The organism is Nostoc sp. WHI, from assembly GCF_015714725.1.
Classification (GTDB): Bacteria; Cyanobacteriota; Cyanobacteriia; order Cyanobacteriales; family Nostocaceae; genus Nostoc.
The window spans coordinates 1-26,790 of sequence record NZ_WBKM01000247.1; the positions used below are offsets into that span (position 1 = coordinate 1).

Annotated in this window: 16 protein-coding genes and 1 pseudogene; 9 read left to right on the forward strand and 8 right to left on the reverse strand. The window is 41.1% G+C overall.

Annotation, left to right across the window (positions count from 1 at the left end; genetic code table 11):
- Positions 1-333: 333 nt before the first annotated feature.
- Together F8S12_RS25135 and crtO are read left to right on the forward strand one after the other, a co-directional pair.
- Positions 334-1,092, forward strand: coding sequence for an LmeA family phospholipid-binding protein (locus F8S12_RS25135; RefSeq protein WP_196519029.1), 759 nt, complete (start codon positions 334-336; stop codon positions 1,090-1,092).
- A 105-nt stretch (positions 1,093-1,197) separates the two neighbouring features.
- Entirely contained in the window at positions 1,198-2,892 is a 1,695-nt protein-coding gene (crtO, locus tag F8S12_RS25140) for a beta-carotene ketolase CrtO (RefSeq protein ID WP_196519030.1), read from the forward strand.
- 68 nt (positions 2,893-2,960) lie between these two features.
- Here the strand turns inward: crtO and F8S12_RS25145 are convergent, their stop codons facing one another.
- The 4 genes from F8S12_RS25145 to F8S12_RS25160 form a co-directional block, all read right to left on the reverse strand.
- On the reverse strand, positions 2,961-3,656 hold the full coding sequence (locus tag F8S12_RS25145; protein WP_196519031.1) for a DUF305 domain-containing protein: 696 nt from the start codon (positions 3,654-3,656) through the stop codon (positions 2,961-2,963).
- A gap of 119 nt (positions 3,657-3,775) precedes the next feature.
- Positions 3,776-5,962, reverse strand: coding sequence for a dynamin family protein (locus F8S12_RS25150; protein WP_196519032.1), 2,187 nt, complete (start codon positions 5,960-5,962; stop codon positions 3,776-3,778).
- A 156-nt stretch (positions 5,963-6,118) separates the two neighbouring features.
- Entirely contained in the window at positions 6,119-8,200 is a 2,082-nt protein-coding gene (locus F8S12_RS25155; protein WP_196519033.1) for a dynamin family protein, read from the reverse strand.
- A gap of 16 nt (positions 8,201-8,216) precedes the next feature.
- The gene (locus tag F8S12_RS25160; RefSeq protein WP_196519034.1) at positions 8,217-8,546 is read right to left on the reverse strand and encodes a DUF3040 domain-containing protein; all 330 of its coding nucleotides are present in this window, start codon (positions 8,544-8,546) and stop codon (positions 8,217-8,219) included.
- Between the two features lie 422 nt (positions 8,547-8,968).
- Between F8S12_RS25160 and F8S12_RS25165 the strand changes: the two are divergent.
- Together F8S12_RS25165 and F8S12_RS25170 are read left to right on the forward strand one after the other, a co-directional pair.
- Positions 8,969-9,553 (forward strand): annotated as a pseudogene (locus tag F8S12_RS25165) (Uma2 family endonuclease).
- A 171-nt stretch (positions 9,554-9,724) separates the two neighbouring features.
- Entirely contained in the window at positions 9,725-12,307 is a 2,583-nt protein-coding gene (locus F8S12_RS25170; protein ID WP_331001446.1) for a BsuBI/PstI family type II restriction endonuclease, read from the forward strand.
- A 17-nt stretch (positions 12,308-12,324) separates the two neighbouring features.
- Here the strand turns inward: F8S12_RS25170 and F8S12_RS25175 are convergent, their stop codons facing one another.
- Both F8S12_RS25175 and F8S12_RS25180 read right to left on the reverse strand, forming a co-directional pair.
- Positions 12,325-13,098 carry a hypothetical protein gene (locus F8S12_RS25175; protein WP_196519035.1) on the reverse strand — a complete coding sequence of 258 codons (774 nt, stop codon included), beginning with the start codon at positions 13,096-13,098 and terminating at the stop codon, positions 12,325-12,327.
- A gap of 198 nt (positions 13,099-13,296) precedes the next feature.
- On the reverse strand, positions 13,297-13,704 hold the full coding sequence (locus F8S12_RS25180; protein ID WP_196519036.1) for a hypothetical protein: 408 nt from the start codon (positions 13,702-13,704) through the stop codon (positions 13,297-13,299).
- 66 nt (positions 13,705-13,770) lie between these two features.
- Between F8S12_RS25180 and F8S12_RS25185 the strand changes: the two genes are divergently transcribed.
- Positions 13,771-14,436 (forward strand): class I SAM-dependent methyltransferase, encoded by a 666-nt coding sequence (locus tag F8S12_RS25185; protein WP_196519037.1) that lies wholly within the window; start codon positions 13,771-13,773, stop codon positions 14,434-14,436.
- A 192-nt stretch (positions 14,437-14,628) separates the two neighbouring features.
- Here the strand turns inward: F8S12_RS25185 and F8S12_RS25190 are convergent, their stop codons facing one another.
- Together F8S12_RS25190 and F8S12_RS25195 are read right to left on the reverse strand one after the other, a co-directional pair.
- Positions 14,629-16,302, reverse strand: a complete 1,674-nt coding sequence (locus F8S12_RS25190; protein ID WP_196519038.1) for a fasciclin domain-containing protein — start codon at positions 16,300-16,302, stop codon at positions 14,629-14,631.
- A 587-nt stretch (positions 16,303-16,889) separates the two neighbouring features.
- On the reverse strand, positions 16,890-17,915 hold the full coding sequence (locus tag F8S12_RS25195; RefSeq protein WP_196519039.1) for a cyanophycin synthetase: 1,026 nt from the start codon (positions 17,913-17,915) through the stop codon (positions 16,890-16,892).
- 662 nt (positions 17,916-18,577) lie between these two features.
- On the opposite strand from F8S12_RS25195, the gene F8S12_RS25200 reads away from it, so the two are divergent.
- The 4 genes from F8S12_RS25200 to ftsH4 all read left to right on the forward strand — a co-directional run bounded on the left by F8S12_RS25200 (position 18,578) and on the right by ftsH4 (position 26,750).
- Positions 18,578-18,814: a hypothetical protein gene (locus F8S12_RS25200; RefSeq protein WP_196519040.1), complete on the forward strand. Its 237-nt coding sequence runs from the start codon at positions 18,578-18,580 to the stop codon at positions 18,812-18,814.
- 906 nt (positions 18,815-19,720) lie between these two features.
- Complete coding sequence (locus tag F8S12_RS40945) at positions 19,721-24,172, forward strand: bifunctional diguanylate cyclase/phosphodiesterase (protein WP_230968261.1); 4,452 nt, start codon at positions 19,721-19,723, stop codon at positions 24,170-24,172.
- A 321-nt stretch (positions 24,173-24,493) separates the two neighbouring features.
- Positions 24,494-24,703 (forward strand): chlorophyll a/b-binding protein, encoded by a 210-nt coding sequence (locus F8S12_RS25225; RefSeq protein WP_196519041.1) that lies wholly within the window; start codon positions 24,494-24,496, stop codon positions 24,701-24,703.
- Positions 24,704-24,887: 184 nt separating this feature from the next.
- Complete coding sequence (ftsH4, locus tag F8S12_RS25230) at positions 24,888-26,750, forward strand: ATP-dependent zinc metalloprotease FtsH4 (RefSeq protein ID WP_196519042.1); 1,863 nt, start codon at positions 24,888-24,890, stop codon at positions 26,748-26,750.
- The last annotated feature ends 40 nt before the right edge of the window (positions 26,751-26,790 follow it).

Here is a 26,790-nt window from a genome sequence, read left to right on the forward strand (position 1 = left end):
TGAGGTTTTAGGAAAGACTTGTGTGTACACGGTAGGCTCTATTAACCCGCAGATCCCTTAACGATGGCAGTCTTGTTTATAGTTGTTTATAAATTACGTTAGCGTAGTGTAAAGCCTTCTCTTCTCCCAAAGGGAGACGCTACGCGAACGAGAGGCTGCGCGCTTAGAGCGAGTATTCGTACTCCTCTGTCTGCGACACGCTGCGCGAACGTAGAGAGCGTCATTACAAATTACTTTAATATTCCGATTTATATATACCGCAATGTAGATTCGCTCGTTAGGATCTAGCCTTTACAGTAATTAGCAAGAGAACATTTATGAGATTACTAATTCATGCCTGATGAGCATCGGTTAGAGGAAAAATTTCTATCCCAGGAAGTTGAAAAAAGAATATCTGACAAGCTAGATGAAGTAGAACAGATAGAAATAGATATACAAACCGATCTGTTGAAAATAGTTCAGGGACAGGCTGATGGAGTTTCGGTTGCAGGACAGGGATTAGTCATCCAGCAAGATATTCGCGTACAGGAAATCAAACTGCAAACAGATAGTATTGCCATTAACCCCTTAAGCGCTCTTTTTGGTCAAATAGAACTCAATGAGCCAGTAAATGCCATTGCTCGGATTATACTTACAGAAGTAGATATTAATCGCGCCTTGACCTCAGACTTTATTTGCAGCCAGATGCAAAACTTGGAGTTGGATGTAGATGGTGAAATTGTGAGTTTTGAGCCGCAAGAAATTCAGGTACTTTTACCTGGTGATGGCAAAATAGAATGTAGGGGAAAGGTGCTGTTAAAGGAAATTGGAAATACTCGCCCTTTCGCTTACAGTGCGATCGCTCGTTTACAGACTCATTCAAAACCCGCGATGCTGGAAAGTTTTAACTGCACTGAGGGAGGCGGGATTTCCATAGAATTAGTTACAGCATTAATGCAGAAAGCCAAAGAACTGATGAATACACCATTTTTTAAATGGGAGGATATAGCGTTTTCTATTAAAGATATAAAAGTAGAAATTGGTAGTCTAATACTTACGATAGAAACTCAAGTCAGGCAAATACCATCATCGTTGACTGAACTATCTCTTTAGTAGTATTTACTCTAGCTAAAGATAATCTTTGTTACTGACGGGTGATGTAAATTTTCTAAAAGTTTTTTAATATTCTGAAAGCTACTTAATTTAAAAATAACAACTATGCAAGAGTATGATGTTGTGCTGATCGGTGCTGGACACAATGGACTAGTTTGTGCAGCTTATTTGCTGAAAGCTGGTTATAGCGTTCTGTTACTAGAAAAGCGTTCTGTTCCAGGTGGTGCAGCAACAACTGAAGAATGTTTACCCCAAGAAGCGCCTGGATTTAAATTCAATTTGTGTGCTATTGACCATGAATTTATTCACTTAGGACCAGTTGTTGAAGAATTAGAACTAGAAAAATACGGCTTGCATTATTTAGAGTGCGATCCAGTTGTTTTCTGTCCTCATCCTGATGGCAAGTATTTCTTAGGACATAAGTCGGTGGAAAAGACTTGTGCAGAAATTGCCCGGTATAGTGAACGTGATGCTAAAAAATATGCCGAATTTGTAGACTTTTGGCAGCGATCGCTAGGTGCAATGATTCCCATGTTTAATGCACCGCCAAAGTCAGTTATAGACATCCTTGGTAACTACGACATCACAAAACTAAAAGATTTATTTTCTATTATTGGTTCCCCTAACAAAACGCTGGACTTTATTCGCACCATGTTAACCAGCGCCGAGGATTTACTTAACGAGTGGTTTGATGAAGAATTTCTCAAAGCGCCACTAGCCAGATTAGCATCAGAACTTGGTGCGCCACCATCACAAAAAACCCTTGCCATTGGTGCAATTATGATGGCAATGCGTCACAGCCCTGGTATGGCAAGACCTCGCGGCGGAACTGGCGCACTTGTGCAAGCTTTGGTGAATTTAGTCACAAGTAAAGGTGGCGTTATTCTCACAGATCAGCATGTTGAAAAAGTTTTAATTGATGATGGAAAAGCTGTAGGTGTGCGCGTTGCTGGTAATATAGAATATCGCGCTAAACACGGAGTTATTTCTAATATTGATGCCAAGCGGTTATTTTTGCAAATGACTGATAAAAGCGATATTGATGGAGCCGACCCAAATTTATGGGAAAGATTAGAACGCCGCATCGTTAACAACAACGAAACCATCCTCAAAATAGATTTGGCTTTAGACGAACCACTGCGCTTTCCACACCACGACCACAAAGACGAATATCTCGTCGGTTCTATCTTAATTGCAGATTCCGTGGCTCATGTAGAACAGGCTCATAGTAAATGTACCTTGGGACAGATTCCTGATGCTGACCCATCAATGTATGTGGTGATGCCTAGCTACTTAGACCCCACATTAGCACCGCCAGGCAAGCATACCGTATGGATTGAGTATTTTGCCCCTTATCAAATTGCCGGTGCAGAAGGCACTGGTTTAAAAGGTACTGGTTGGACAGATGAATTAAAAAACAAAGTTGCAGATAGAGTGATTGATAAGTTAGCAGACTATGCACCGAACGTTAAGAATGCAACTATCGCCCGTCGTGTAGAAAGTCCAGCAGAACTAGGAGAAAGATTAGGTGCGTACAAAGGAAATTATTACCATATTGACATGACCCTAGATCAGATGGTATTTTTCCGTCCCTTGCCAGAAATAGCGAACTACAAAACGCCAATTGATAATCTATTTTTGACTGGTGCAGGAACTCATCCAGGTGGTTCGATTTCGGGAATGCCAGGACGCAATTGTGCCCGTGTATTTTTGCAGGCAAAGCATCCCATTAGCCAAACTTTGAAGGATGCGCGCGATTCAATTAAGTCAACTGTCGAGTCAGTGTTTGGGACTAATTAAGCGTTGCACAGATGATGTAGAGACGCGATTCATCGCGTCTTTACCCAATGATGTGTATGAAACAAATCTCACTGGTTGTACCAGGCTTTTCGCCACTCCTGCATTTGCTTAATCTCTGTATTTTGTGCTTTGATAATTTCTTGGGCTAATTGCTTGATTTCAGGGCGTTTAGACTTACTCAAAGCATCTTGTGCCATTGTTACAGCCCCTTGGTGGTGAGGAATCATCGCATTGATAAAGCGTAAATCAAACTCAGCATCAGCCACACCTAAATCCTGACTCATCATCATGGCTTTCATTTGGTCAGCCGACATTTCCATGTTATGACCCATTTGACTGTTATAAGCCATTGGTTTATCTCCCGCCTTGGGATACCAAGCTTGTCGCCACCGCTTCATTTGAGTACTTTCTTGGTTTTGCGATTTGATGATATCGTCTGCTAGCTTTTTGATTTCAGGACGCTTTGATTTCTGCTGCGCTTCTTTAGCCATTTCCACAGCCCCTTGATGATGCGGTGTCATACCGTCAAGAAATCGTAAATCAAAGTTAGCATCGGCTGGGCCTAAATCCATTCCCATGCTGTGATTCATGCCACTGCCGTGGTTCATCTGTTGCTTGCCGCTAGCATTGGTAGCAGTTGCATTTGGGGCTTGGCTTTGGTTCTGGGAAGCAGTATTGGTACAGGCTGTGATTAACCCACCGGCTGAAGCGATCGCACTAAAGGTTAACGCCAAAAAGCCATTCCTCAACGATAGCAGTTGCATAAGTCTCACCTAATACTTTCCTAATTCTATATTTACTTCTTAGCTTTGCAGCTAGAAATGAAATTAGGATGAAATCTAAAAGATCCCCGACTTATGAAAAAACTTGGGTATTTTGTTGTTCATTTCTCACTCAAAAGTGCGTAAGCTTCATTAACTAAGTGTATTTTCTCTTGTGCTTGTTTTAGCAGTTGCGGTTGATTCACAAACAAATCTGGATGCCATTTTTTTACTAAAGTTCGATAAGCTTGCTTTACCTCAGCCAAAGAAGCATTTGCTTGCAATCCTAAAATGTTGTAGGCGTGAGTAATTTTATCTTTTTCCGTCTGGGTTTTTGGTTGATTGGGTGCTTTGTTGCTTTGAGTTGTATTTTGCTGTTTGCCAGTTTGAGAACCAGGCGTTCGCATTTCTGCTTTCATTCGCGCTATTTCCTCATTGACTTCCCAATCACGAAATTTAGCCTCTACCTCTTCTGGACGTGGAGAGGGAGGAGCTTTTGGCGGTGGTGGAGAAACAGATTCTACCCTAGTATTATTACCAGTATCTTTTTGTGAGGAAGTTTGAACTCTCTCTGGCTGTGGCGAATATTTTCCATTGCTGTTCCTGGATTTTGGTATTTCTTGATAAAATTGATAATTTGAGAGAATTTTGACTTTTTCTAACTCTCGTAGCAACTGATTAAAACCGTTTTGTAACTGCTGCAAACTTTCACGTTTCTTAGTAATTTCTGGCGGTTCTTGACTAAATTCAAAGCAAATTACTTTTGCGGCTTTTTGTTCATATTCATTCAAAATTGATAAGCCTTGACTGCTGAAGCTAGATAAATACTCATCAATTGCAGTTATACAAAGTTTTGCAACTTCCTGATGATAAGATTCCTTTGCTGATTGTTGGTCTTGTTTTTGGATATTCTTGTTCAACAAATAAGAAATACTTCCAACTACAGCAGCACCCACTGGGCCGCCTAACAACCAACCAATACCACCACCAACAGCGATGGAACCAGGTTCATTCAAATGATCAGTATTGTTTGACTTTGAGGGTAGTGTTACTTGTGGTTCGCTAGGAAAGGGAATTAATAAATCTTGCGGTCGTTCTTCTTGGAAAAATTCGTAAGCTTGATAAAGCCATTTCACCACAGCTAGTTGCAACTGAGTTAGGTCTTTTTTAAGAGTATTTGTTTGCCAAGCTTTAAAGTTATTTTCTGCCAATGCAACTGCTGCATCAGCTTGATATTTTGTAAGTAGCTTGGGTAATGCTAGCCAATCGCGTAACTCTGCCACGCTAGTAGTAAAACCTTTATAAATTAAGTTGGCTGCTTTTTCTTTAATTTCAATTTTGGCATTTTGTTTATCATTAAAGGATTTTATTTCACTAGCAATTGGGTCAATTTTAGCTTTTAATGAGAGTTGAATTTGAGAAGCGATCGCTTCCACTCTTGGCAAACGCACACTACCACGATTTGGTTGCAAAATCCCCACAATATTTTGCAACGCTGTTTCAAAAGCCGCTAACCCACTACTATTAGCAGCAGCAACATCACCTTTTAATCTGGCTCTTAAGGCAGGTAAAGCATCAACGCGATATAAATTACTAAAACCTGAAGGTAATTCGGCTCGAAAGCTTGCCGCGACAAACAGCAGACGATTTTGAACTTGTTTTTGCTCGTCGAGTTCGAGCAAGTTCATAAAATTAGCGACAAATATAACTGTTTGAATACCCCGATCTAATAGCCAATCTCGCAAATTTTCCCGCTCACCCAAAGTCATTAATTTACGTGCATCTAATAATTGGATAACTAAATCTGCACTTAGGAGTTGTTCTCGGATTAAATTATCTTGTTCATCTCGATCATTTGTTCCTGGTAAATCGAGTAATTCTACACCTGTTTCCAAAAAGGGATGCGGACAAAAAACTTCTACAGATGCTACATCTTTTCGCATCTGTCTATTGCCATCAAGAATTGCAAATTGTTGTAAAACTTCTGTGCCACTGCGATAGATTTCTGTACCATCTACCAACATGATGCGGGTTCGCACATCAGAGCCATACTTGACAGTAATTGCTGCGCCTGTAGTAGGAATTAAATCAATTGGTAAAGTACGATTACCCAGCATGGCATTCAATAGGGTAGACTTGCCATAATTAAAGGGGCCAAATACCGCAATCCGAAAGGTCGGATTAACCAGATGATTACAAATGGTAATTATATCTTGATGCAGTTGCGATTTGCTTTCTAAATTTAGTAACGCAGATGTAGATTTGAGAGAATCTGCTAAATCTTTATAACCTTCATACTGTTGCTGCATAGTTCCTCTATCTTCCTCGTTTCCTCGTTCCCAGCTTCTAGCTGGGAATGCAATTCATTGAGGCTCCGCCTCACATTCTTATTATCGGAGGCAGAGCCTCCCAGTAGGCATTCCCAGTCTGAGACTGGGAACGAGAGTCGAGAGTAATGAAAAATATTAGCTATAGTAAGCTAATAAATTGCTATACGCAGCCTCAATTTTTTGCAACTGAGCTATTACATCTTCTTGTAAGGTTTTTAAACGTTTGAACTCACTCTCACGATTTATTTCACGGGTTTGCTTCTGCTTTACTAAATTATCTAATTCAGATTTGCGGGATACAATATCATCTTTAATCCGCTTACTCACTTCTCTTTCGTAAGAGTCAAAACACTCTTTCACTGCATTGTATACAACCTGAGATTGCTCATTTGCTACTTGGGGTAGATATTTAACTAACTCTTTTTTAGCCGTTTTAACCAACTCTTTCCGCGCTTGATCTGCTTGCAAAAATCCTACTCCTAAACCTAGCAGTGCAAACCCGATAGGGCCGAGCAAAATTCCTGTCACTGCCGAAATTATCCCACCAATGCCAATTACAGTGAAGTAGTTTAACAAGATGTTTTTCCAATCAAATCCGGCTCCAGCTAGGGCGACGCCAGCAAGATTTCCGTTAGACAGTGAAAACAATCCCATTGCCCATTTTGCCCATCCGGGAGATTTATCTTCTTCAGCAGTGGTAGTCGTATTTGCTTTAACGTTTTGTCCGGTGAGCTTTTCTGTGATTTGATCTGTGACTTGATTATAAGACGCGCCATATTGTGCAGCACTGCGAGAAAGTTCTCTAAAAGCTGCATTAATATCTTTTTCAGCAGTTAATGTCCAAGCCGCAGATTTGTCAGTAATATATTGCTCAAAGGCTTTTTGCAGTGCGGTATTAAATGCTTCTCGCTTACCACTACTGAGGAAATCAAATAGATTTAATTCTGGCTGATAACGTAAAAAATCGTTTTCAAAGGTGTTACCTAAGTTTAAAACATAGCTGCGAAAAGATTCGGAAATCGTTCTTGCTTGAGTGTCTCTCGTATTGATAATTTCTTTTTGGAATTCATCTCGAATACCTGTGAGTTTGTTAAATTCTGGTTCCACTGAATCAATTCGTTTTTTTAATTCATTTACATCTTGATCAAGTAATGGTATGCGTCTAGCAACTGCTTCGCGGGTATGATTGCAGGCAAGTCTTGCCAAGGTTCTGACTTGACGGAGTTCTGCGATCGCCCGTTCTCTGGTAAGAAAAGTATTAAGCGAACCCATAAACTTAGGAAAGCCAGTCCCCTCTAAATCAGCTTGAGGATTTTTCAACCGTCGTCTGAGTGCTTGAATTGACGAAAGCTCAAACACACGTTCGTCATAAATATCCTGACCATCTACATAACAATATTCTGCTAAATTCGCTTTAAATACTTGCCGCAATCTATCCTCAGATGCTTTTAATTCTTCTACATCATCAGGATCAATCAATGATTCCCGCACCTGATCCCAAGCATTAACTAAGAAGAAAACCGTTAATCCTCGACCTTTGATATAATTTTCTAGGTAGCGACGCTCACCCAAGGTACAAGGTTGAGAAGCCCTCATCACAAACAAAATTGCATGGCAATTATTTACATAACCCAAAGATAATTCGTTCCGGGCTTCTGTATCATTTAGTCCTGGACTATCAACAATTTCAATTCCCTTTTCTAGTATCGTTAAAGGATACTCAACTACTGCATAATCAACATCTGGAAATGCTTGCTTTTTCTCCTGCTCTAGTTTTTTAGCTTCAGTTGGGTCAATAGTGTATTTATATTTAAAGTTCTGAAAATCTAGCTGTTGCGGACTTTTACCATCATTAAAATAAATGGTAATTTTCTTTTCTGCCCCATAGCGTAAAACCGTTAACACTGCGGTACAAGGGTTAACATCACTCGGCAATAAGTTTTCGCCAATTAAAGCATTGAAAAACGTACTTTTTCCCCGTTTCATATCGCCCAATACCAAAAGGCGAAATACACCTTTTTGGAGGTTTTTACTAGCTACTGTAATATCTTCAATATCTCGTTCTAAACTTAGTTTTCCTGATGAAGAGTCCCCAGCTAACTCAGCTTTATTAATTGTTTCAGCTAGTTTAGTCAAACATATAGAAATCTCCGATCGCACTTGAGCAACACGCTCTAAATCTTGGATAAATCTGTCAGTTGCTACCTGATCACTCATAATAGTTACACCTTTATTAAAGATTGGTTTTTTTGGATTCAAAAAATAATTTGTAAGACATCAACCCCAGTGCAGCAACAATAATAAATCCAGCCAGCACGGAGGCTATCTTCACTGCAACCAGCGTTACCACACCAAGAGCAAACAGCTTTCCACCGAGGATAACTTTTTTCATCCAAGGTTTTTGGGAATCTTCCGGCTGATGCTTCGCAGTTTGATGAAAAGCCGCATCGGTAGCCTGGATGTTAGCTTCCATTTCCCGGAGACGCAATTCAACTTCTCGTTCTCGGAGTATACGTTCCCGTTGTTCAAGTTCTTTTTGGCGATCGCTGCTTTCAGATGTCATTGGTGTCCACCCCATCTAAGACAATGAAATGATATCAGGATTAACTCGTTATTCATGCAGTATAGTAACTTACACGATTATTTTTACCCCCAGTAAAATTACTATTTTACTTTTCATTACCTGCTAAAGTGGGCGTTGCATATTTGCGGGATGATTTATCTCACGCAGAGGCGCAGAGGCGCAGAGAGTATAAAGAGTTTTAGATTTCAATGCATAACATTTCATCCCTTGATTCAGCAACGCACTAAAGTGAAGCTGGAAGTTAGTCACCATAAAATGCACTCGCTTTTTGGAAATTTGCAGCAAAAATGACTATTATCCCTATTATGCTTTCATCCCAGCATGGATTTAGTTAATGAATTGCGTGAGAATAAGAAATAAAAGCCAGTCGGATAAGACAGCAAAACTTAGAGGAAATCATCATGTTTTCATCCCCTTTAGTTGTGCAAATCCCCCCCTCAATGCAAATGACAGACGAGCAGTTTTTTGACTTCTGTCAGGTTAATCGTGACTTACGCATTGAGCGGAATCAATTTGGAGAAATATCAATTATGTCCCCTACTGGTTCCGAGACAGGTAATCGTAATTTCAACATAGCTGGCCAGTTGTACGTTTGGACAGAAAAAGACGGCACAGGTATTTGTTTTGACTCTAGTACAGGATTTAAGCTATCAACAGGTGCAGAGCGATCGCCTGATGTGTCATGGATAAAACTAGAACGGTGGAATGCTCTCTCGCCAAAACAACAGCAAAGGTTTGCTCTCATTTGTCCAGATTTTTTAGTTGAACTGAGGTCGCCTTCTGATAACCTCAAACCCTTGAAAGAGAAAATGGAGGAATATATGAGAGAGCCAGGAGTACAGCTAGGCTTACTAATTGACCGCAAACATCGCTGAGTCTATATTTATCGTCCTGGTGCGCCAGAGGAATGTCTGGAAAATCCCGCGACTGTGAGCAGGGAATCGGTATTGCCTGGATTTGTTTTGAATATGATTAAAGTTTGGTAGTGTCAAAATAATATTTGTTAATGTGAATAGCTAAACTAGACTTCTTGCAAAAGTCCTTCTTTTCAACTTCCTCTTTGCGCCTTTGCGCCTTTGCGTGAGACAAAAAATTATTTATGCAAGAGGTCTACTGTAAAGTTGTTGTAAACTTGATAGCAATTAAAAAAACAGACCGTGATCGTCCCATCAAGCAGTAGAACGTTAGTAGTAAGTGACAACAGTAGTTTGCGGTTTACCAGCCTCGCAGAATTATCAAGTGGAAACTTGCTTGCAGAAGTGGATCTTCGTCGGGCTGTAGTAAGTTTAAAGCTAAGGCAAGACAAAAAAGGGTCGATAGGTCAGTTTTTGACTCCCGCCTCAGTAGCAGAATTGATGGCTGGGATGTTTAATAGGCTGGATTTGCCTGAAATATCCTTGCTTGATGCTGGAGCAGGAATCGGTTCATTAGTAGCCGCTTTTGTGGCTAAAGTATGCCAGCATCCACAACACACTTCAAGTTTGCGCGTTGTAGCCTATGAAATTGACCCTTTTCTAATTGGATATTTGCATCAGACTCTAGAGCTATGTGAGAGGGAATGTCAATATGTAGGTATTTCCTTCAATTACGAAATTCGTGAGACTGATTTTATCGAAGATGCAGTCAGGCTGCTTCAGGTTGGTTTATTAAATAGTGCAATCGCAACAGAATTTACCCATGCTATCCTCAACCCGCCTTATTTGAAAATCAATGCTCATTCACAGGTGCGCGAATTGCTGCGTTCCATAGGTTTGGAGACTAGCAATCTTTATACTGGTTTTATGGCTGCTACAGCGCAACTTCTAAAACCAAGTGGAGAGTTTGTAGCGATTACCCCGCGCAGTTTTTGCAATGGGCCTTATTTCCGTAACTTCCGCAAGATGTTTTTAGAGATGATGGCTTTACAGCAAGTACATCTTTTTGAGTCGCGGCAAGAAGCATTTAGTGACGATGATATTTTGCAAGAAACTATCATCATCCAAGCTACAAAACAAAAGCAAAAGTCTAGCAGTGTAATCATCAATAGCAGTTCTGGTGCTATTGATGACTTTATCATGTCACACTCTGTACCATATTTGGACTTAGTTAACCCCGATGATCTAGAGCAATTTATTCATATTATTCCAGATAAGATTAGCCAGCAAATCGTACAGCAAATGGCACTTTTCACCTGTACGTTGAAAGACTTAGGGCTAACAGTTTCAACCGGACGGGTAGTAGATTTTCGAGCAAAAGATTACCTAAGGACAAATCCAGAAAACAATACTGTTCCTTTAATTTATCCGGTGAATTTATCGAATGGATCTGTAGATTATCCAAAAATAACCAAAAAACCCCAAGCGATAGTGCATATAGAAAAAACAGCGAATCTTCTGATTCCAAATGAGCATTACGTTTTATGTAAAAGATTCTCAGCGAAAGAAGAGAAAAGGCGTATTGTTACAGTGGTTTATGATGCCAACCAATTTAATTATGCCTATGTCGGTTTTGAAAATCACTTGAATTACTTTCACAAAGATGGGCGTGGACTTAGCCTTACCTTGGCTCGTGGGCTTGCTGTTTATCTAAATTCAACTTTAGTCGATGCTTTTTTCCGATTGTTCAATGGCCATACTCAGGTAAATGCAACAGATTTGCGAAAATTAAAGTACCCTAATTTGTCACAGCTATTGTCGTTAGGGACAGGGATTAAAGAGCAGTTTCCTTGTTTGTGGGAAATTGATCAACTTATAGAAACTAAGCTCTTGAGTATGTCTAATCTGTCAGAAAATAATCCAATTGCAACTAAATCTCGAATTGATGAAGCGCTGCAAATATTGACAAAATTGGGCTTTCCACGAGCACAACTTAACGAACGTTCAGCTTTAACTCTTCTGGCGTTGCTTGACTTAAAACCGACAGACTCTTGGCAATTAGCAACTTCCCCTTTGATGGGAATTACGCCGATGATGGACTTTATGGCTCAACATTATGGCAAAACCTATAAGCCCAACACGCGGGAAACAGTTCGCCGTCAGACAGTGCATCAATTTCTAGATGCAGCTTTGATAGTTGCTAATCCAGATGATTTAACCCGCCCTATCAACAGTCCAAAAACTGTATATCAAATTGAAACCAGTGCGCTAGAATTATTAAGAACTTACGCCACTGACGAATGGGAAAAGAGCATTCACACTTACCTTGCTTCGGTTGAAACTCTGAAAAAGCAGTATGCTCAAGAACGTGAAATGTCCCGTATTCCAATAGTAATTAATGGGGAAATTAAAACTTTATCACCAGGTGGTCAGAATATTCTGATTGAAAAAATTATTAATGATTTTGCCCCTCGTTTTACTCCTAGTGGAAAGCTCGTTTATGTTGGCGATACAGATGAAAAGTTCGCCCATTTTGATGAAGCAGCATTGACAGTTTTAGGCGTTAACATCGATTCCCACTGCAAAATGCCAGATGTGATCATTCACTTCACAAAAAATAACTGGTTGGTACTGATTGAAGCTGTAACCTCACATGGCCCAATTAATCCTAAACGCAAAAAGGAACTTGAAGTCTTATTTAAAAGTGTCCAAATACCTCTGGTGATGGTAACAACATTTCTTAGTCGTAAGGCAATGGTGGCATATCTGACAGAGATTGCTTGGGAAACAGATGTTTGGGTTGCTGAAGATGCAACTCACCTGATTCATTTCAATGGTGAATATTTATTGCAGGCATACCAAATAGAAAAGAGGAAAACTTTTTAAATCTAGCTTAGAATTGATTAGGCTGTTTTAAAGAATCGAATAAGTTCACGCACATGATCGAGAAATTGCCCATCAGTAGAAAGCTGCGCGATCGCAGTTCGTGCTTCTCTCCCCAAACGCTCATGTTCAGTTTGATTTGTCGCTCGTAATTCTTCTAAATTAGCAGCAATTCGGGCTAAATCTCTGCGAGTCTCTTCGGCAAAACGTTGTTGAGTTGCTGGTAATGAATAGGGTTGTTCTGGATTTAATTGATCCTCGAAAGATTGGATTTTTTGTTCCAAATTTGAGAAGCGATCGCGCAGTTCAAAAATATCTTCACGGGGATACTTCCATTCTTGGCGAATCATCGCTAACCGCGCATATAAATACTCGTAAGCCCGAACCGCTGGACGCAGAATTGTTAATAACAAAGCTGCACCAGAACTAATATATCCCACCGTACTAATACCAGTAGCAGCGAGGGCATAAAGACCAACAGTTGAGAACAAGTGTAAAGCAATGGCAACCCAAAGCGATCGCTTTGCCAAAAGTGTAACGTACTTCACTTGTTTCTCATCAACCGGAATTCCTTTCTCAGTTGATTGTGCTGCTTCTACTAAGACTTCTTTAGCTTGAAAATGCACATTCCACGGGACGGTAACAATTACCAACAGCCACCAAAAACTAGCACCACCAATTACCCAATCGAGAAAGTTACCAGCAGGTATGTGCAACCATTGCAATAAGCCAAAAGCCGCCAGCACCACAACTACAATTCCAGTAATGGAACTGATAAAAAAGTTAATATACATTTTGCCTTATCTCCGGTGAAACTATCACCTCGATCATGACTGTAACCCAGCAGTTATACGTTAAATCATTGTGATGGTTTTTCTATTTGCACATACCAGCTTTTCGATGAGATAGCTATGCCAAATTGATTTGCTACCCTTTTTGACAAAGTAGCAACGCCAAATGCTTGTGATGGTTTTTATAGTTGCACGTAGCAATTACTGGATGAGATAACTGCGCCAAATTGGTTGAGTATCTTTGTTACCTTTTTCTGGAAGTAGCAATCGCCAAGTTTTACCTTCTTGCTGAATTTGCAAGTAAACGTCAAACGGTTTTTTCGGTTGCGTCAAGCGTCGTTTTGGTAACTTAACAATCAAGTCGTAGGTTCCCTGAACACGGAAAGCTGGTAAATTTTCAATCGTTAGGGGTTGTTCCTCGGTGATTGATAGCCGCTTGATTTCAAATCCTTGAAAATCTAGATCCAACTGTTGACTAAGCTTTTGTTGGGTTTGTTCTAGACCGAATGCGATCGCTTTCTGCACTAACTCCCTAGTCGGTAGCAGTCCAATACTGCCACAAGCTGTCAATAGCACCAGCAATATTGCTGTCAAAACCAACCGCACCATGTTATTCCTGATAAACCACTCATCAGCGATAGTATAACTGTAGATTCTTTAATTCTTTCATCTACTATGACAAAACAAAGTATAGGTCTTAATGACCAACTCTACAATTATCTTTTATCCGTTTCGCTGCGGGAGCCGGAGATTCTTTTGAAGTTGCGCCAAGAAACCGCCAGTCATCCCAGAAGCGGAATGCAGATTTCAGCAGAACAAGGGCAGTTTATGAGCCTTTTGGTGCAGTTAATTGGAGCGAAGAAAACCCTGGAAGTTGGAGTATTTACGGGTTATAGCTCACTTTCTGTAGCTTTGGCATTACCAACTGATGGTCAAATTCTCGCTTGTGATGTAAGTGAAGAATTTACTGCGATCGCCCGGCGGTATTGGCATGAAGCCGGGGTTGCCGATAAAATCGATCTACGATTGGCACCAGCTTTGGAAACTTTAGATCAATTATTGGCAACTGGACAAGCCGAGACATTTGATTTTGCTTTTATTGATGCTGATAAAGAAAATTATGATGGATATTATGAGCGATCGCTGCAATTGGTGCGTCCGGGTGGATTAATTGTTATTGATAATGTTTTATGGTCAGGACAAGTTGCTAATCCGCAAATTCAAGATGCAAGTACCCAAGCGATTCGGGCGCTCAACAAAAAGTTACATCATGATGATCGTATAACGCTCTCCCTTATCCCTATTGCAGATGGACTAACTTTAGCTATCAAACGACGTTAATCCAGTTTGATGCCACCTTAGTACTACATTTCATTAATATCCTAGCGAATTCTCTGCGTGCCTCTGCGCTTCCCTTTGCGCTCCTACCCTGCGGGAAGGCGAAGCGCCTATGCGTTTAAACTTCAACCCTCAATTCGCCCCTACTAAAAAAGTTAGGCGTAGAGACACGATTAATCGCGTCTCTACCAATATTTAGAAGTTGTAGCCAAGTCCGAGTAGCAATCCTACATCAGTGTTATCCAGAAAAGCAGCATTTACAGCACCTGTCACCGTAAATCGAGAACCTATAGGAACGTCTACACCACCAGTTAGGAGGAATCCAAAATCAGTATCGAGATTAGCTTCAATCGCTACGCCAGCACCTAAATAAGGAGATATACTGAAAGTCTGTTCACCCACCGAACCTGCTCTGCGTGGATTGAAATCAAAAGTCAAGGGAACCAAAAATATTGTATCGTCCCCAAAGATCACCGATGGTCGCACTGATATATAGTTTGTTAGACCAACTTTACTGATCACCGCAAAGTTACCTTCGCTCAGAGCTGTATCGTTGCCGTTCAAACCAATGTTACCAGCAGCTCCAATGTAGCTTCTGCCACCACGAGTAGCTCTACCTGGCGTAACATCAGGCGTTGTACCATTGGTTCCTGTTGTTGGCTGATTTAACTGACTGATGTTAATATCGGGCGGGATTAGGACTTGGTTAATTGCATGGATAACACCATTGCTAGCTTTGACATCTGCCTGGATAACTCTGGCACTATTTACCGAAACTTGATTGTTAGCAGAATCGATTTGAATATTTACAGGTCTTTCTTCAACAGTTTTCAGTTCCCCATTCGTCAGTTGACTAGAAGTTACTGCACCAGAAACCACATGGTATGTCAAAATCTTAACTAATGTTTCTCTGTTCTCTGGTTGCTGTAATTGCTGTAAGGTAGCAGCAGGTAAAGCAGCAAATGCCTCATCAGTGGGAGCAAAAACTGTATAAGGCCCAGACTGTTGCAGAGTATCTACTAAACCGGCTGTCTTTAATAAAGAAGTCAGAGTTGTAAAAGAATTACTGGATGCAGCAAGAGCAACAATGTCAGTACCAGTTTGAGTTCCGCCGACAATATACTGAGTAGCTGGAAGATTACTAGCAATAGGTTGCAACTGTCCCTGCCTAACTAAAGCCTGATATAAAAGTGCTGCTGCTTCAGCACGAGTCAAGGATTGTTGCGGATTAAGTTGTTTTACATCTGGATAGTTGACAACAATATTAGCTTGTGTTGCTGTTGTCACACTACTAACGGCGTAGTTCGGGATAGCTGAGGCGTCGGTGTAGTAAGTGCTAAGATCAATACTTGTGCCAGTGGTGCTACTAGCCAAACCCAAGCCATTGGTTAAAGCAACGATCGCCTGTACCTTGGGTATTTGCTGACTTGGCGAAAACACGTTTCCGGGATAGCCTGCCAAAAATCCAGTTTCATAGGCGAACTGAATTGCAGAGGTTGCCCAGTAGCCAGCAGGAACATCTTTAAATCCACCAGAACTTAATTGCCGAATTCGGTTTTGGTTACTGAAAGCTTTTTGAATTAGGGCGGCAAATTCAGCACGAGTTACAGATTGATTCGGCTTAAAAGTCCCATCAGGAAAGCCGCTAATCACATTATTGTCAGCTAAAACTTGAATGAAGGGACGTGCCCAATAATCTGAGGAAACATCAGACAAGTTAACTGTTGAAGTAGGCGATGGGGTGGTAGTTGGAACAGTATTTTGAGATGAAGCTGGGGCAGAAATAACCATAGGAGTTACTGTAGCAGCTGTCATTCCCAGAACTAGCAAAATGACCCTTGCTGATGACCAACGAAATAAATTAGACATGAAAATCTCCTCCACAAAAAAGTAAAGCTATTCTTCAAATGCTTCGATTGATTATGCTTTGTAATATTTGTTATTTTTTAACAAACCAAAATGTGTATTTGCGATACTAAAAATAGTATTAATCTATTATTCAAATTACACAACTAACTAATGGCCGAATTTTAAGAAAAGACTTTCACTCTTTAGATAGTTGGCCGTAATGGTAAATTTGAAAATGCTAGACTGTAAAGCAGCGATCGCAATCAAAAATTTCGACCATGATTAATCAAACCAAACGTCTGGCATAACTAACCTTATCCTGCACTCTTTGGTCATCATCTACAGTATCACTGACGCATAAAGGATGTGGCGATCGCTAAGATAAATCTCCAGTCATTACTAATTAAGCGATCGTCTAAATCTCAGGCAAAGTCAGACAGTATACTTATACAACGTGATTTTTTGCGTAACTTTCATATTCTTCTTCTTGATCTAAAACCGCAAGATTGGCAGATATTGCAGCTTTACAAGCTGAATTTGAATCCCTACTAAATAAAAATTAGTAAACAAAATCCTCACTCTGGACGAGGATTTTGTCTGATATCTCGTTAATGAGCAGCAGTAGTACAATTAACCACTGCTGGACTTTGCCCGTTTTCTAAAGCCTGAAGAACTTTGAGGTATAAGTTTTCTACCCTCTTAGTTTGGATCTCTCCAAGTGACATATAATGACCCAAACCAGGGGCGCTATTGACTTCAATCACAGTATAATCTCCCAATGGTTTAGTAATATCAGTAGTAATTATATCTACCCCTGACAATCTCAAGCCTAAATCCTTAGTGATATTAATAGCTAACTTTTGAAAATCAGGATGAATATTATCAGTGAAATCTACTGAATCACCTCCATTGGATAAATTAGCATTATCTAAAAGATAAACTAAAGTATCTTGAGGAAGCACAGTTTCCAAAGAGAGATTTTGTCTTTGTAATTTTCGATGAATGCGGAAATCCTCTAAATCAATAAGTATTTTTTCATTATTTTTTATAAACTTTTGGCGTTTATTTTCTACTAATTGCATAATAGTAGAATTACCATCACCGATCACAGATAAAGGGATTCTTTGATAAGCAGCAACTACTTCATCATCGAAAGCTAAAATTCTGAAGTCATCACCACTATAAAATCTTTCTACAAGTAAACCTGATTGAGTCTGGAAAATTTTCTCAGCTACTTCATAGAATTCTTCTTTTTCATACACTTTAGCTACTAAAACTCCTAAACTCAGACTTAAGGGCTTAACAATGACCGGTAATCCTAATTCCTGAGCATAATTCCAGCCATCATGGATGTTTCTAGGGTTGGGAATGTAAGCACATATTTTTTCATTAAAAAATGTTTTTCCCTCTGTGACTGCATACCCAAATTCTTTTAGAAAATAATTACAATAACCTTTATCGCTAGCTAAGTGTGAAGAGCCAAAGCCATTAATATCAAGTCTAGTATTGTTAAAAACTGATTTTTTTCCGTTTTTAAATGTAATATGTCCAACTAATTCATATTCTGGTTCTATGAATACAACCGCTCCCATTTGTGTAGCTAATTTTTTTAAGATTGATGCTGTTGCTCTCATCTTTAGTAGCCAAGAATCTATTACGCAGGAATTGTATCGAATTTAGTAGCAATCGTCAAGAACAGCTATTTTCTTAAAAAATTTAACTAATTCATAGCTATTAGTCAAGATACTAAAATTTTAAATTTATACATGGATGTATCTTCGGAGCTATCCTAAAAATATCTTCAAAATTTGGGGAAAATTTGTTTTAAAATAATCAATCAACTTGAAGATTTTAAGGATTTTTCAACTAACTGTAAAAAGCGCAAATGCCCGCAGCATAGCTTTACTGTTCACACTTGTATAAGAATCAAGAGTGTCTACGCGCGTTATTGGACATTTGAAGTTTAGTTTTTAATGTATAGTTTAAAGCATGGTCTTTAACTCTTTACTGTTGTGGAATTTACTTAAGCGTATTGAAATAAATCGTGCAGTCGCAATACTTGCCTAATTTCCAGATTGAGCACTGTTGTGTCCTGAAAACAGTTACAAATTAAGGCTTTGAGATTCATAGTTACCTGAAAGTTACAATTTCGTTGGTCTAAAATATAGCGCCAAGTGTTGACAATATATAAATAATCGAATAACAAGGTGGCAGCAGCATTAAAAAAAGCGTTAGTGCATTCCTACCTAGAAACTAATTAATGCCTTTCATGAAACTTCATAAGGAAAACATAATTATGCCAGAAAATACGGATTACAAAGCTTCCAAATCAGACAATCAACCTATTGCTTATAAAGAGCGACTCAATTCTTGGGCGATCGCGCGTCTACTTCCTAATACACAACGGGAGATTGTTGCTCGCTTCCGCAGCCGTTCTGATGCCGATGGCTATATGCGACACCTTCCTCAAGAAATACCAAATGCTTCGTACATGGTTGTTTTTGATTGTCAACGCCAAGAAGCTGCGATTTAAAGTATAGGTATTGAAAATAAGGAATAGGTAACAGATAGTAAGTAGTCGAACAGAATTAACTACACAACATCATTGCACTAAGCGCAGCCATGCCCAAAGGACTTTATGGAGCGAAGCGTCTCGTAGAGAAGGGCTAGCAATCGCAAGAGTTGGGATTGCTAGTCCTAAAGATGCTCCGCATAGCTTGCTTCTTTAAAGGAGTACGCTTCGTGTCCTACGGCTTCTCCAAATGAGTACGCAATGACTGTAAATATTTTTGTTCATTTACTTAGGAAGAGAGATTTTCATCTTTTGTTGTGAACTCTGTTCATTTTTATATCTCCCTTGCAAAAGGGGCTTTTGGACTTTTGTGGTTAAAGGCAAGGGTTAAGGGAAAAAGAAAATTTAATTTCTCTAACCTTTGCTCCTAATCCACATTACGCTTTTCCTGTTGTCGTGTGCGTAGCTTACTTGGTTAAAAGCAAACCAACTTGCGGCACACCACCTGTTATGAATCAAAAAACCCTTTTTGCTTCCCTACACCCGTGCTTCTTGAATGTAGGGTATAAGAAGGCTCCTCTGGGCGTTTAGGCTTGTAGTAAACATCCTCGGAGCGATCGCTCGGGAGCATCTCACCTTTGCAAATATAGGTCTAAGTGAGGGAAGATAGTTACACTCTTTGACACAAGTAGCAAGTGCAACTACTATGACCCCTGAAGACTCCCAACGTCTGGAAGCCTTAAATTTCTGCACGGTTGCTCATTTCACCCCGTAAAAATACGGTAAATATATTAATTAAGTATACACTTTTTCAGGTGTAAATATCAACCCTGCTTGTAAATACATTTACTTATATTATTTAGGCATATAATCTTGTAAGAACTTCGGTTAATAACTAAATATATAACAATTAGTTTAGACAACTTGATGCTGGAATTTTGGAAAAGCCTTCTTGCTTATAAACAGTTTATTCCCCACGGTCATTGCTATCTTTGGAAACCAGAATTAGTGGGGTTGCATATTGTATCCGACAGTTTAATTGCGCTTTCTTATTATTCCATTCCGATCACGCTACTTTATTTTGTCCGCAAGCGCCAAGATTTGCCCTTCAACTGGATATTTCTGCTATTTGCAGCATTTATTGTTACTTGCGGTACTACCCACCTGATGGACATTTGGACGCTCTGGTATCCTACGTATTGGTTGAGTGGTTGTATTAAAGCGATTACAGCCTTAGTTTCACTGTACACAGCTTCTGAACTTATACCTTTGATACCAAAAGCACTTGCTCTCCCCAGTCCTGCACAACTAGAAGCAGCGAATCGAGAACTGGAGCGGGAAATCAGCGATCGCAAACAGGCAGAACTCGCACTACAAGAGCGAGAAGCTATGTTGCGGCGAATTAGCGATAATCTGCCCAATGGGGCAATTTATAAGCTAATCCGCGAAGTGGATGGCAGCGATCGCTTTTCTCATATCAGCGCGGGGATTGAAAAACTAATAGAAGTCAGGGCAGAAGATGCACTGAAAGATTCAAGTTTGCTATCTCGCCAGTTTATCCTAGAGGACGCACCACTTTTCCAGGCAGCAGTCGATGAATCGCGGCAGAATCTCTCGGTGTTTGATAGACAAGTGCGAATCCAAACGCCCAGCGCTCGGTTAAAATGGCTCCATTTTCGTTCGACACCACGCAAATTGCAGGATGGTCGCGTGCTTTGGGATGGGCTAGTAGTGGATGTTACCGACCTCAAATGTGCTGAAGAAATACTACGCAAGAGTAAAACCTTATTAGAAGAATCTCAGCGAGTTGCTCGTCTGGGTAATTGGGAGTTTGATATTGCCACTGGCAAAATTACCTGGTCAAAGCAGCTGTTTGACCTCTTTAATCGAGATCCCGCACTTCTTGAGCCGAACTACCAAGAAAATCTGCAACTGTACTGGCCAGAAGACGCAGGAAAATTAGCCCAAGCAATTGAACGGGCAATGTCAACTGGCGAATCCTACAAACTCATTCTACGCGCATCTCCAACTTACGGCTCTATTATTTATATTGAGGGGATTGGACATGCAGAATTCAGCGCGGATGGAAAAGTAATTCGCCTCTATGGGACTGCCCAAGATGTTACAGAACGGCAAGCCGCAATCAACGAACGCCAACAAGCCGAGGAAGAACTCCGACGCAGTGAAACCCTGCTAGCTACTGCTCAAAAGATTGCCCATCTGGGCAGTTGGGAATGGTACTTAGAGTCTCAAAAACAAATTTGGTCAGCCGAAACCTTCCGCATCTTCGGTTTAAATCCTGCTGAATCAGTACCGACGCAGGCTGCATTTCTCCAGATGCTTCACCCAGAAGACCGACCAGTGTTGCAGAGGCATCTATTAGGGGCGATCACCAAAGGAAACCCTTTCAATCTTGAATATCGCATTGTCCGATCTGATGGCTCATTGCGCTACCTGGAATCGAGAGCAGAGGTAGCTTATGATACTCAAGGTAAGAGTATTAGACTGTATGGAGCTATTCTAGATATTACAGAACGTAAAGAAAGCGAGTTAGAAATCACCAAGAACCGCGACTTGCTAAAAGCTATCTTTAACGAATCCCCTGATGCAATCTTTTTGGTAGATACAGACACGTTATTGAGCATTGACTGTAATAATCGGGCAATAGAACTATTTGCAGCTTCAAGCAAAGCTGAACTCATTGGTATTGAAGGTCAAACTTTACAAAAGGTGCAGTTTACTTCTGATGAACTAACCACCATCGTCGAAGAAATTAACCAGCAAGGGTTGTGGAGTCAGGAAATTGAATACGTCACCAAGCAGGGCAATTGCTTTTGGGGAAACATCGCAATCAAACAAATCATGGTTGCTGACCGAGTGATGAATTTGGTGCGAGTTACAGATATCAGCCCCAAGAAGCGTATCGAAGAAGAACGCCAACGAGCAGAAGTAGCCTTAGCCAAAAGTGAAGAACAACTCAGGCTGACGATGGAATTTAACCATATCGGTAGTTGGGATTGGAATTTGCTTGATGGGGCAGTCATCTGGAATGACAACCACTTTCGTTTGTTAGGGTTAGAACCAGAAACATCGTCAGCTAGATACCAGGAATGGCGCAATGCTATTCATTCAGAGGATGTTGAGCGAGTTGAACAGGCTCTATTCAACGCCATGACTCAGAATACTAATTATGAAGCTGAATATCGGGTGATTCATCCTGATGGCAAAGTGCGCTGGTTGGTTGGAAAAGGACGCAGTATTTACAACGAAGCAGGTAAACCTGTGCGGATGTTGGGTGTGGTGATTGATATTAGCGATCACAAGCAAGCAGAAATTGCTCTGAAACAAAGCGAGATTCGCTACCGTGCTATTGTAGAAGATCAGACTGAACTCATTGCTCGATATTTACCAGACGGCACACTCACCTTTGTTAACCAAGCTTATACAGTTTATTTTGGGCAATCGCCAGAGGAATTGATCGGCAGCCGCTATCAACCTATTATCTTTGAGAAAGATCGGGAGCGAGTTGTTCAATTAGTCGCTTCAATTAGTGTCGATAATCCTGTTATGATTATTGAAAATCGCGTCGTTGTGGCAAATAAGGTGCGTTGGACTCAGTGGCATAACCGAATGCTGTTTGACGAGCAAGGATGCTTTATCGAATTTCAATCGGTGGGACGCGATATCACAGCCCTGAAGCAAATTGAAGAAACACTTTTTCAAGAAAAAGAATTAGCTCAGGTGACGTTGCAATCGATTGGAGATGCAGTTATTACCACAGATGCGTTTAGTAGGATTCAATACCTCAATCCCATTGCAGAATCTCTGCTCGGATGTAGTGAAGCATCTGCACAAGGGTTGCCGTTAAAAAAAGTCTTGAGAATTGTGCATGAAACGACACGGGAGGTAGTTCAGAACCCAATTGAGCAAGCGTTACAGGAAAATCGAATTGTGAGTTTAGCAAACCATACCGTCTTAATTACTGAGAACGATCAAGAGATTGCAATTCAAGATTCCGCCGCGCCCATTCGCAATCGTGAGGGACAAGTTATTGGCGCGGTTATGGTGTTTCATGACGTGACTCAGAACCGCCAGCTTTCGCGTCAGCTATCCTGGCAGGCAACCCATGATGCCTTAACCGGATTGGTGAATCGCCAGGAGTTTGAGCGGCGGGTTGAACAAGCATTGCACCTTGCTTCTTTAGACTACCAGGTTTATGGGTTGTGCTATTTGGATCTCGATCACTTCAAAATCGTAAATGATACCTGTGGTCATGTGGCTGGAGACGAATTACTGCGTCAAATTACTGCCTTATTGCAGGAGAAGATTCGGAAAACTGACACACTCGCACGCTTAGGCGGCGATGAATTTGGCGTATTACTCACTCAGTGTACATTAGAGGAAGCTTTACGAGTTGCCAACAATCTGCTTTCATGTGTTCAAGAGTTCCGGTTTGTTTGGCAAGAGCAGGTATTCTCAATTGGAGTAAGTATTGGCTTGGTCGGTATCGACACGAATAACAAGAGCCTTGCAGAGATTATCAGCACGGCTGACGCAGCTTGCTATGCCGCGAAGAACCGGGGGCGCAATCGCGTGTATGTTGCTCAGACTGACGACCAGGAGCGATTGCAACAGCGCGGCCAGATGCAGTGGGCCAACCGCATTTCTCAAGCCTTGGAAAGTGATTGGTTTTGTCTCTATGCTCAAAGAATTGCTGCTATCGCCCCGACAGATCAAAACGGCGACCATTATGAAGTCCTGCTGCGGCTCCGGGATGAGCAGGGAAATTTAGTGTTGCCGATGGCGTTTATTCCAGCAGCAGAACGCTACAACTTGATGCACCAGATCGACCGGTGGGTGATTCGGACTCTGTTCAAGAATTGGTCAAGGGTCGTTGGCGATAAACAAAGCATCTATGCGATTAACCTTTCTGGCTCTAGCATCAACGACGATCAGTTCATTGACTTCCTGCATGAGCAGTTTACCCTACACCCCATCTCACCCCAACGCATTTGCTTTGAGATTACCGAGACCGTGGCAATCGCCAACCTCGTAAAAGCCAAGCAGTTCATTCAAGAACTTCAACAGATGGGCTGTCGCTTCGCGTTAGACGATTTTGGGGTGGGGATGTCGTCGTTTGCCTATCTGAAGTCTCTGCCTGTGGATTACCTCAAAATTGACGGGAGCTTTATTCGGAACATTGTCGAGAATCCTGTGGATAATGCAATCGTGACAGCAATCACGCGCATTAGCTGTGTGATGGGTATTCAGACGATTGCTGAGTTTGTGGAGAATGACGCGATTTTAGAGCGAATTACGGCTCTAGGAATTGATTACGCACAGGGCTATGGCATTGCAGTACCTTGCCCATTGAGTTAGATATAGCCTGGGACTGTAAATTTTTTTAAACTCTTTCTTTTTCCCTTTGTTCTGTTTTCATCACAACACTTTTCTTTCTCTGCATCTCCTTAGCTCTTAATAGAACTAATTTTCATTAAGTCTCTTGACTCTTGAATCTACTTTAGTTTTTATGTACTATTTAATCGGTTTTTTGTTGATGTGTGACAGTTAGGGTGCGGAAGGTAGGTTTTAAGTACGGTAAACCGTATTTGCTTGTTAGTTCCCAAAGATTAAGTTAATTGTTAAGTTTAGTTACATAGATTAAGAAATAGCAGCAAGCATTGCTATTTGGGAGAACTTATGAGAAGCGGTAGTATCCTTGACGAGCAAGACAAACTAAACAACTTAGCGATCGCACCCCAGATGTATGTCACACAGCAGTCTCAGCTTGGCTTGACAGACTATGCCGAAAAGCTGAATGGTCGTTTGGCGATGATTGGGTTTGTATCGCTTTTAGCTGTAGAAATCTTGACTGGTCATGGTGCAATCGCCTTTTTGAACAGTCTTTAATTAAGTTTACCAAGCTAAGTTAAAAATAAGACTTATTTAACGTAGCCAAAAGTCAGAAGGCAGAACTCACAAAGGATTGGGGTTCTACTAAATTCTGACTCTCCAAACTTTTGACCGGTGCAAATCTCCGCTCAAAGTTATTTCTGAATTCTGACTGATTTCATACTAAGGATTGATAACATCTATGGCAATTAAAGAACAGCCTAAGCAGCCTCGATTTCGGATCATTGCTAATATATTGCTGGCAGTATCAGGGCTATTCTTGCTTTTAAATCTGTTTTTGCCGGGTTTATTTGCTTCTGGCCCGGCTGGTGTCCCTTATAGCCTATTTATTCATCAAGTACAGGAAGGTGAAGTTAGCCGCGTTTCCGTCGGTCAAAACCAGATCCTCTACCAAATAAAAACAGAGAATGCCGAACCGGGACAGGTGTTTACAACTACACCAATCTTTGATTTAGAGTTACCCAAACTGCTAGAACAAAAAGGAGTTGAGTTCGCTGCTACACCTCCACCCAAAAATACTTGGTTTACAACCCTCTTGAGTTGGGTGATTCCACCACTGATTTTTATTGGCATTTGGCAGTTTTTTATCGCCCGTGGTGGTGGTGGTCCCCAAGGTGCGCTTTCCATTGGTAAAAGCAAAGCTAAGGTTTACGTTGAAGGCGAATCAGCTAAAATCACCTTCGCAGATGTGGCTGGAGTAGAAGAAGCTAAAACTGAGTTAGTAGAAATTGTAGATTTCCTTAAGACTCCGGCACGGTTTACGCAGATTGGCGCTAGGATTCCCAAAGGTGTGCTATTAGTTGGCCCTCCGGGAACAGGTAAGACACTTTTAGCGAAAGCCGTAGCTGGGGAAGCAGGAGTTCCATTTTTCAGCATCTCTGGTTCCGAGTTTGTGGAGCTGTTTGTCGGTGTGGGTTCTTCCAGAGTCCGGGATTTATTTGAGCAAGCTAAAAAACAAGCTCCCTGTATTGTATTCATTGATGAATTGGATGCGATCGGTAAGTCTCGCAGCAGTAACGGCTTCTACGGTGGTAACGATGAACGGGAACAGACTCTCAACCAGCTACTAACTGAGATGGATGGGTTTGCGGCTGGTGATGCAACGGTGATTGTGCTAGCAGCTACCAACCGCCCCGAAATCCTAGACCCCGCCTTGCTGCGTCCTGGTCGCTTTGACCGCCAAGTGTTGGTAGACCGTCCCGATTTATCTGGTCGGGAAGCAATTCTCAAGATTCATGCTCAAAAGGTCAAATTAGGAGATGATGTAGATTTAAAAGCGATCGCTACTCGTACCCCTGGTTTTGCTGGCGCAGATTTGGCAAACTTGGTAAATGAAGCTGCATTATTGGCAGCTCGCAATCATCGTCAAGGTGTTGCTCAAGAAGACTTTGCCGAAGCAATTGAACGGGTAGTTGCAGGTTTAGAGAAGAAGAGTCGGGTGATGAACGAGACTGAGAAAAAGATTGTTGCTTACCATGAAGTCGGTCACGCAATGGTCGGGTCGCTAACGACAGGAAACGGTCGGGTAGAAAAGATTTCGATTATTCCCCGTGGAATGGCAGCTTTGGGCTACACTCTGCAATTACCAACTGAAGACCGCTTTTTGATGAATGAAACAGAATTGCGGGGTCAGATTGCGACTCTGTTAGGTGGACGTTCTGCTGAAGAGGTGGTGTTTAACAGTATTACCACAGGTGCTTCCAACGATTTGCAACGAGCAACTGACTTGGCAGAACGGATGGTAACAACTTATGGTATGAGCAAAGTCTTAGGGCCATTGGCTTACCAACAAGGACAACAAGCAATGTTCTTGGGTAATGGTGCTAGTAATCCCCGGCGGGCGGTGAGTGAAGACACAGCGAAAGCCATTGATAGCGAAGTCAAGGAAATCGTGGAAACAGCCCACGAACAAGCCCTAGAGATTCTCAGACAGAATCGAGACTTGCTAGAAGCGATCGCAACTCAACTGTTAGAAACAGAAGTCATTGAAGGCGAAAAATTGCACAGTCTACTGAGCCAGGTTAAACCTGTAACTAATTCGTAATTCGTAATTCGTAATTCGTAATTAAGAAAGTCAGATTTCA

Bases quoted from the DNA above. Each gene is read 5' to 3' on its own strand.
- F8S12_RS25135 (WP_196519029.1), top strand. From the start codon at position 334: ATGCCTGATGAGCATCGGTTAGAGGAAAAATTTCTATCCCAGGAAGTT.
- crtO (WP_196519030.1), top strand. From the start codon at position 1,198: ATGCAAGAGTATGATGTTGTGCTGATCGGTGCTGGACACAATGGACTA.
- F8S12_RS25145 (WP_196519031.1), bottom strand. From the start codon at position 3,656: ATGCAACTGCTATCGTTGAGGAATGGCTTTTTGGCGTTAACCTTTAGT.
- F8S12_RS25150 (WP_196519032.1), bottom strand. From the start codon at position 5,962: ATGCAGCAACAGTATGAAGGTTATAAAGATTTAGCAGATTCTCTCAAA.
- F8S12_RS25155 (WP_196519033.1), bottom strand. From the start codon at position 8,200: ATGAGTGATCAGGTAGCAACTGACAGATTTATCCAAGATTTAGAGCGT.
- F8S12_RS25160 (WP_196519034.1), bottom strand. From the start codon at position 8,546: ATGACATCTGAAAGCAGCGATCGCCAAAAAGAACTTGAACAACGGGAA.
- F8S12_RS25175 (WP_196519035.1), bottom strand. From the start codon at position 13,098: ATGTATATTAACTTTTTTATCAGTTCCATTACTGGAATTGTAGTTGTG.
- F8S12_RS25180 (WP_196519036.1), bottom strand. From the start codon at position 13,704: ATGGTGCGGTTGGTTTTGACAGCAATATTGCTGGTGCTATTGACAGCT.
- F8S12_RS25185 (WP_196519037.1), top strand. From the start codon at position 13,771: ATGACAAAACAAAGTATAGGTCTTAATGACCAACTCTACAATTATCTT.
- F8S12_RS25190 (WP_196519038.1), bottom strand. From the start codon at position 16,302: ATGTCTAATTTATTTCGTTGGTCATCAGCAAGGGTCATTTTGCTAGTT.
- F8S12_RS25195 (WP_196519039.1), bottom strand. From the start codon at position 17,915: ATGAGAGCAACAGCATCAATCTTAAAAAAATTAGCTACACAAATGGGA.
- F8S12_RS25200 (WP_196519040.1), top strand. From the start codon at position 18,578: ATGCCAGAAAATACGGATTACAAAGCTTCCAAATCAGACAATCAACCT.
- F8S12_RS40945 (WP_230968261.1), top strand. From the start codon at position 19,721: ATGCTGGAATTTTGGAAAAGCCTTCTTGCTTATAAACAGTTTATTCCC.
- F8S12_RS25225 (WP_196519041.1), top strand. From the start codon at position 24,494: ATGAGAAGCGGTAGTATCCTTGACGAGCAAGACAAACTAAACAACTTA.
- ftsH4 (WP_196519042.1), top strand. From the start codon at position 24,888: ATGGCAATTAAAGAACAGCCTAAGCAGCCTCGATTTCGGATCATTGCT.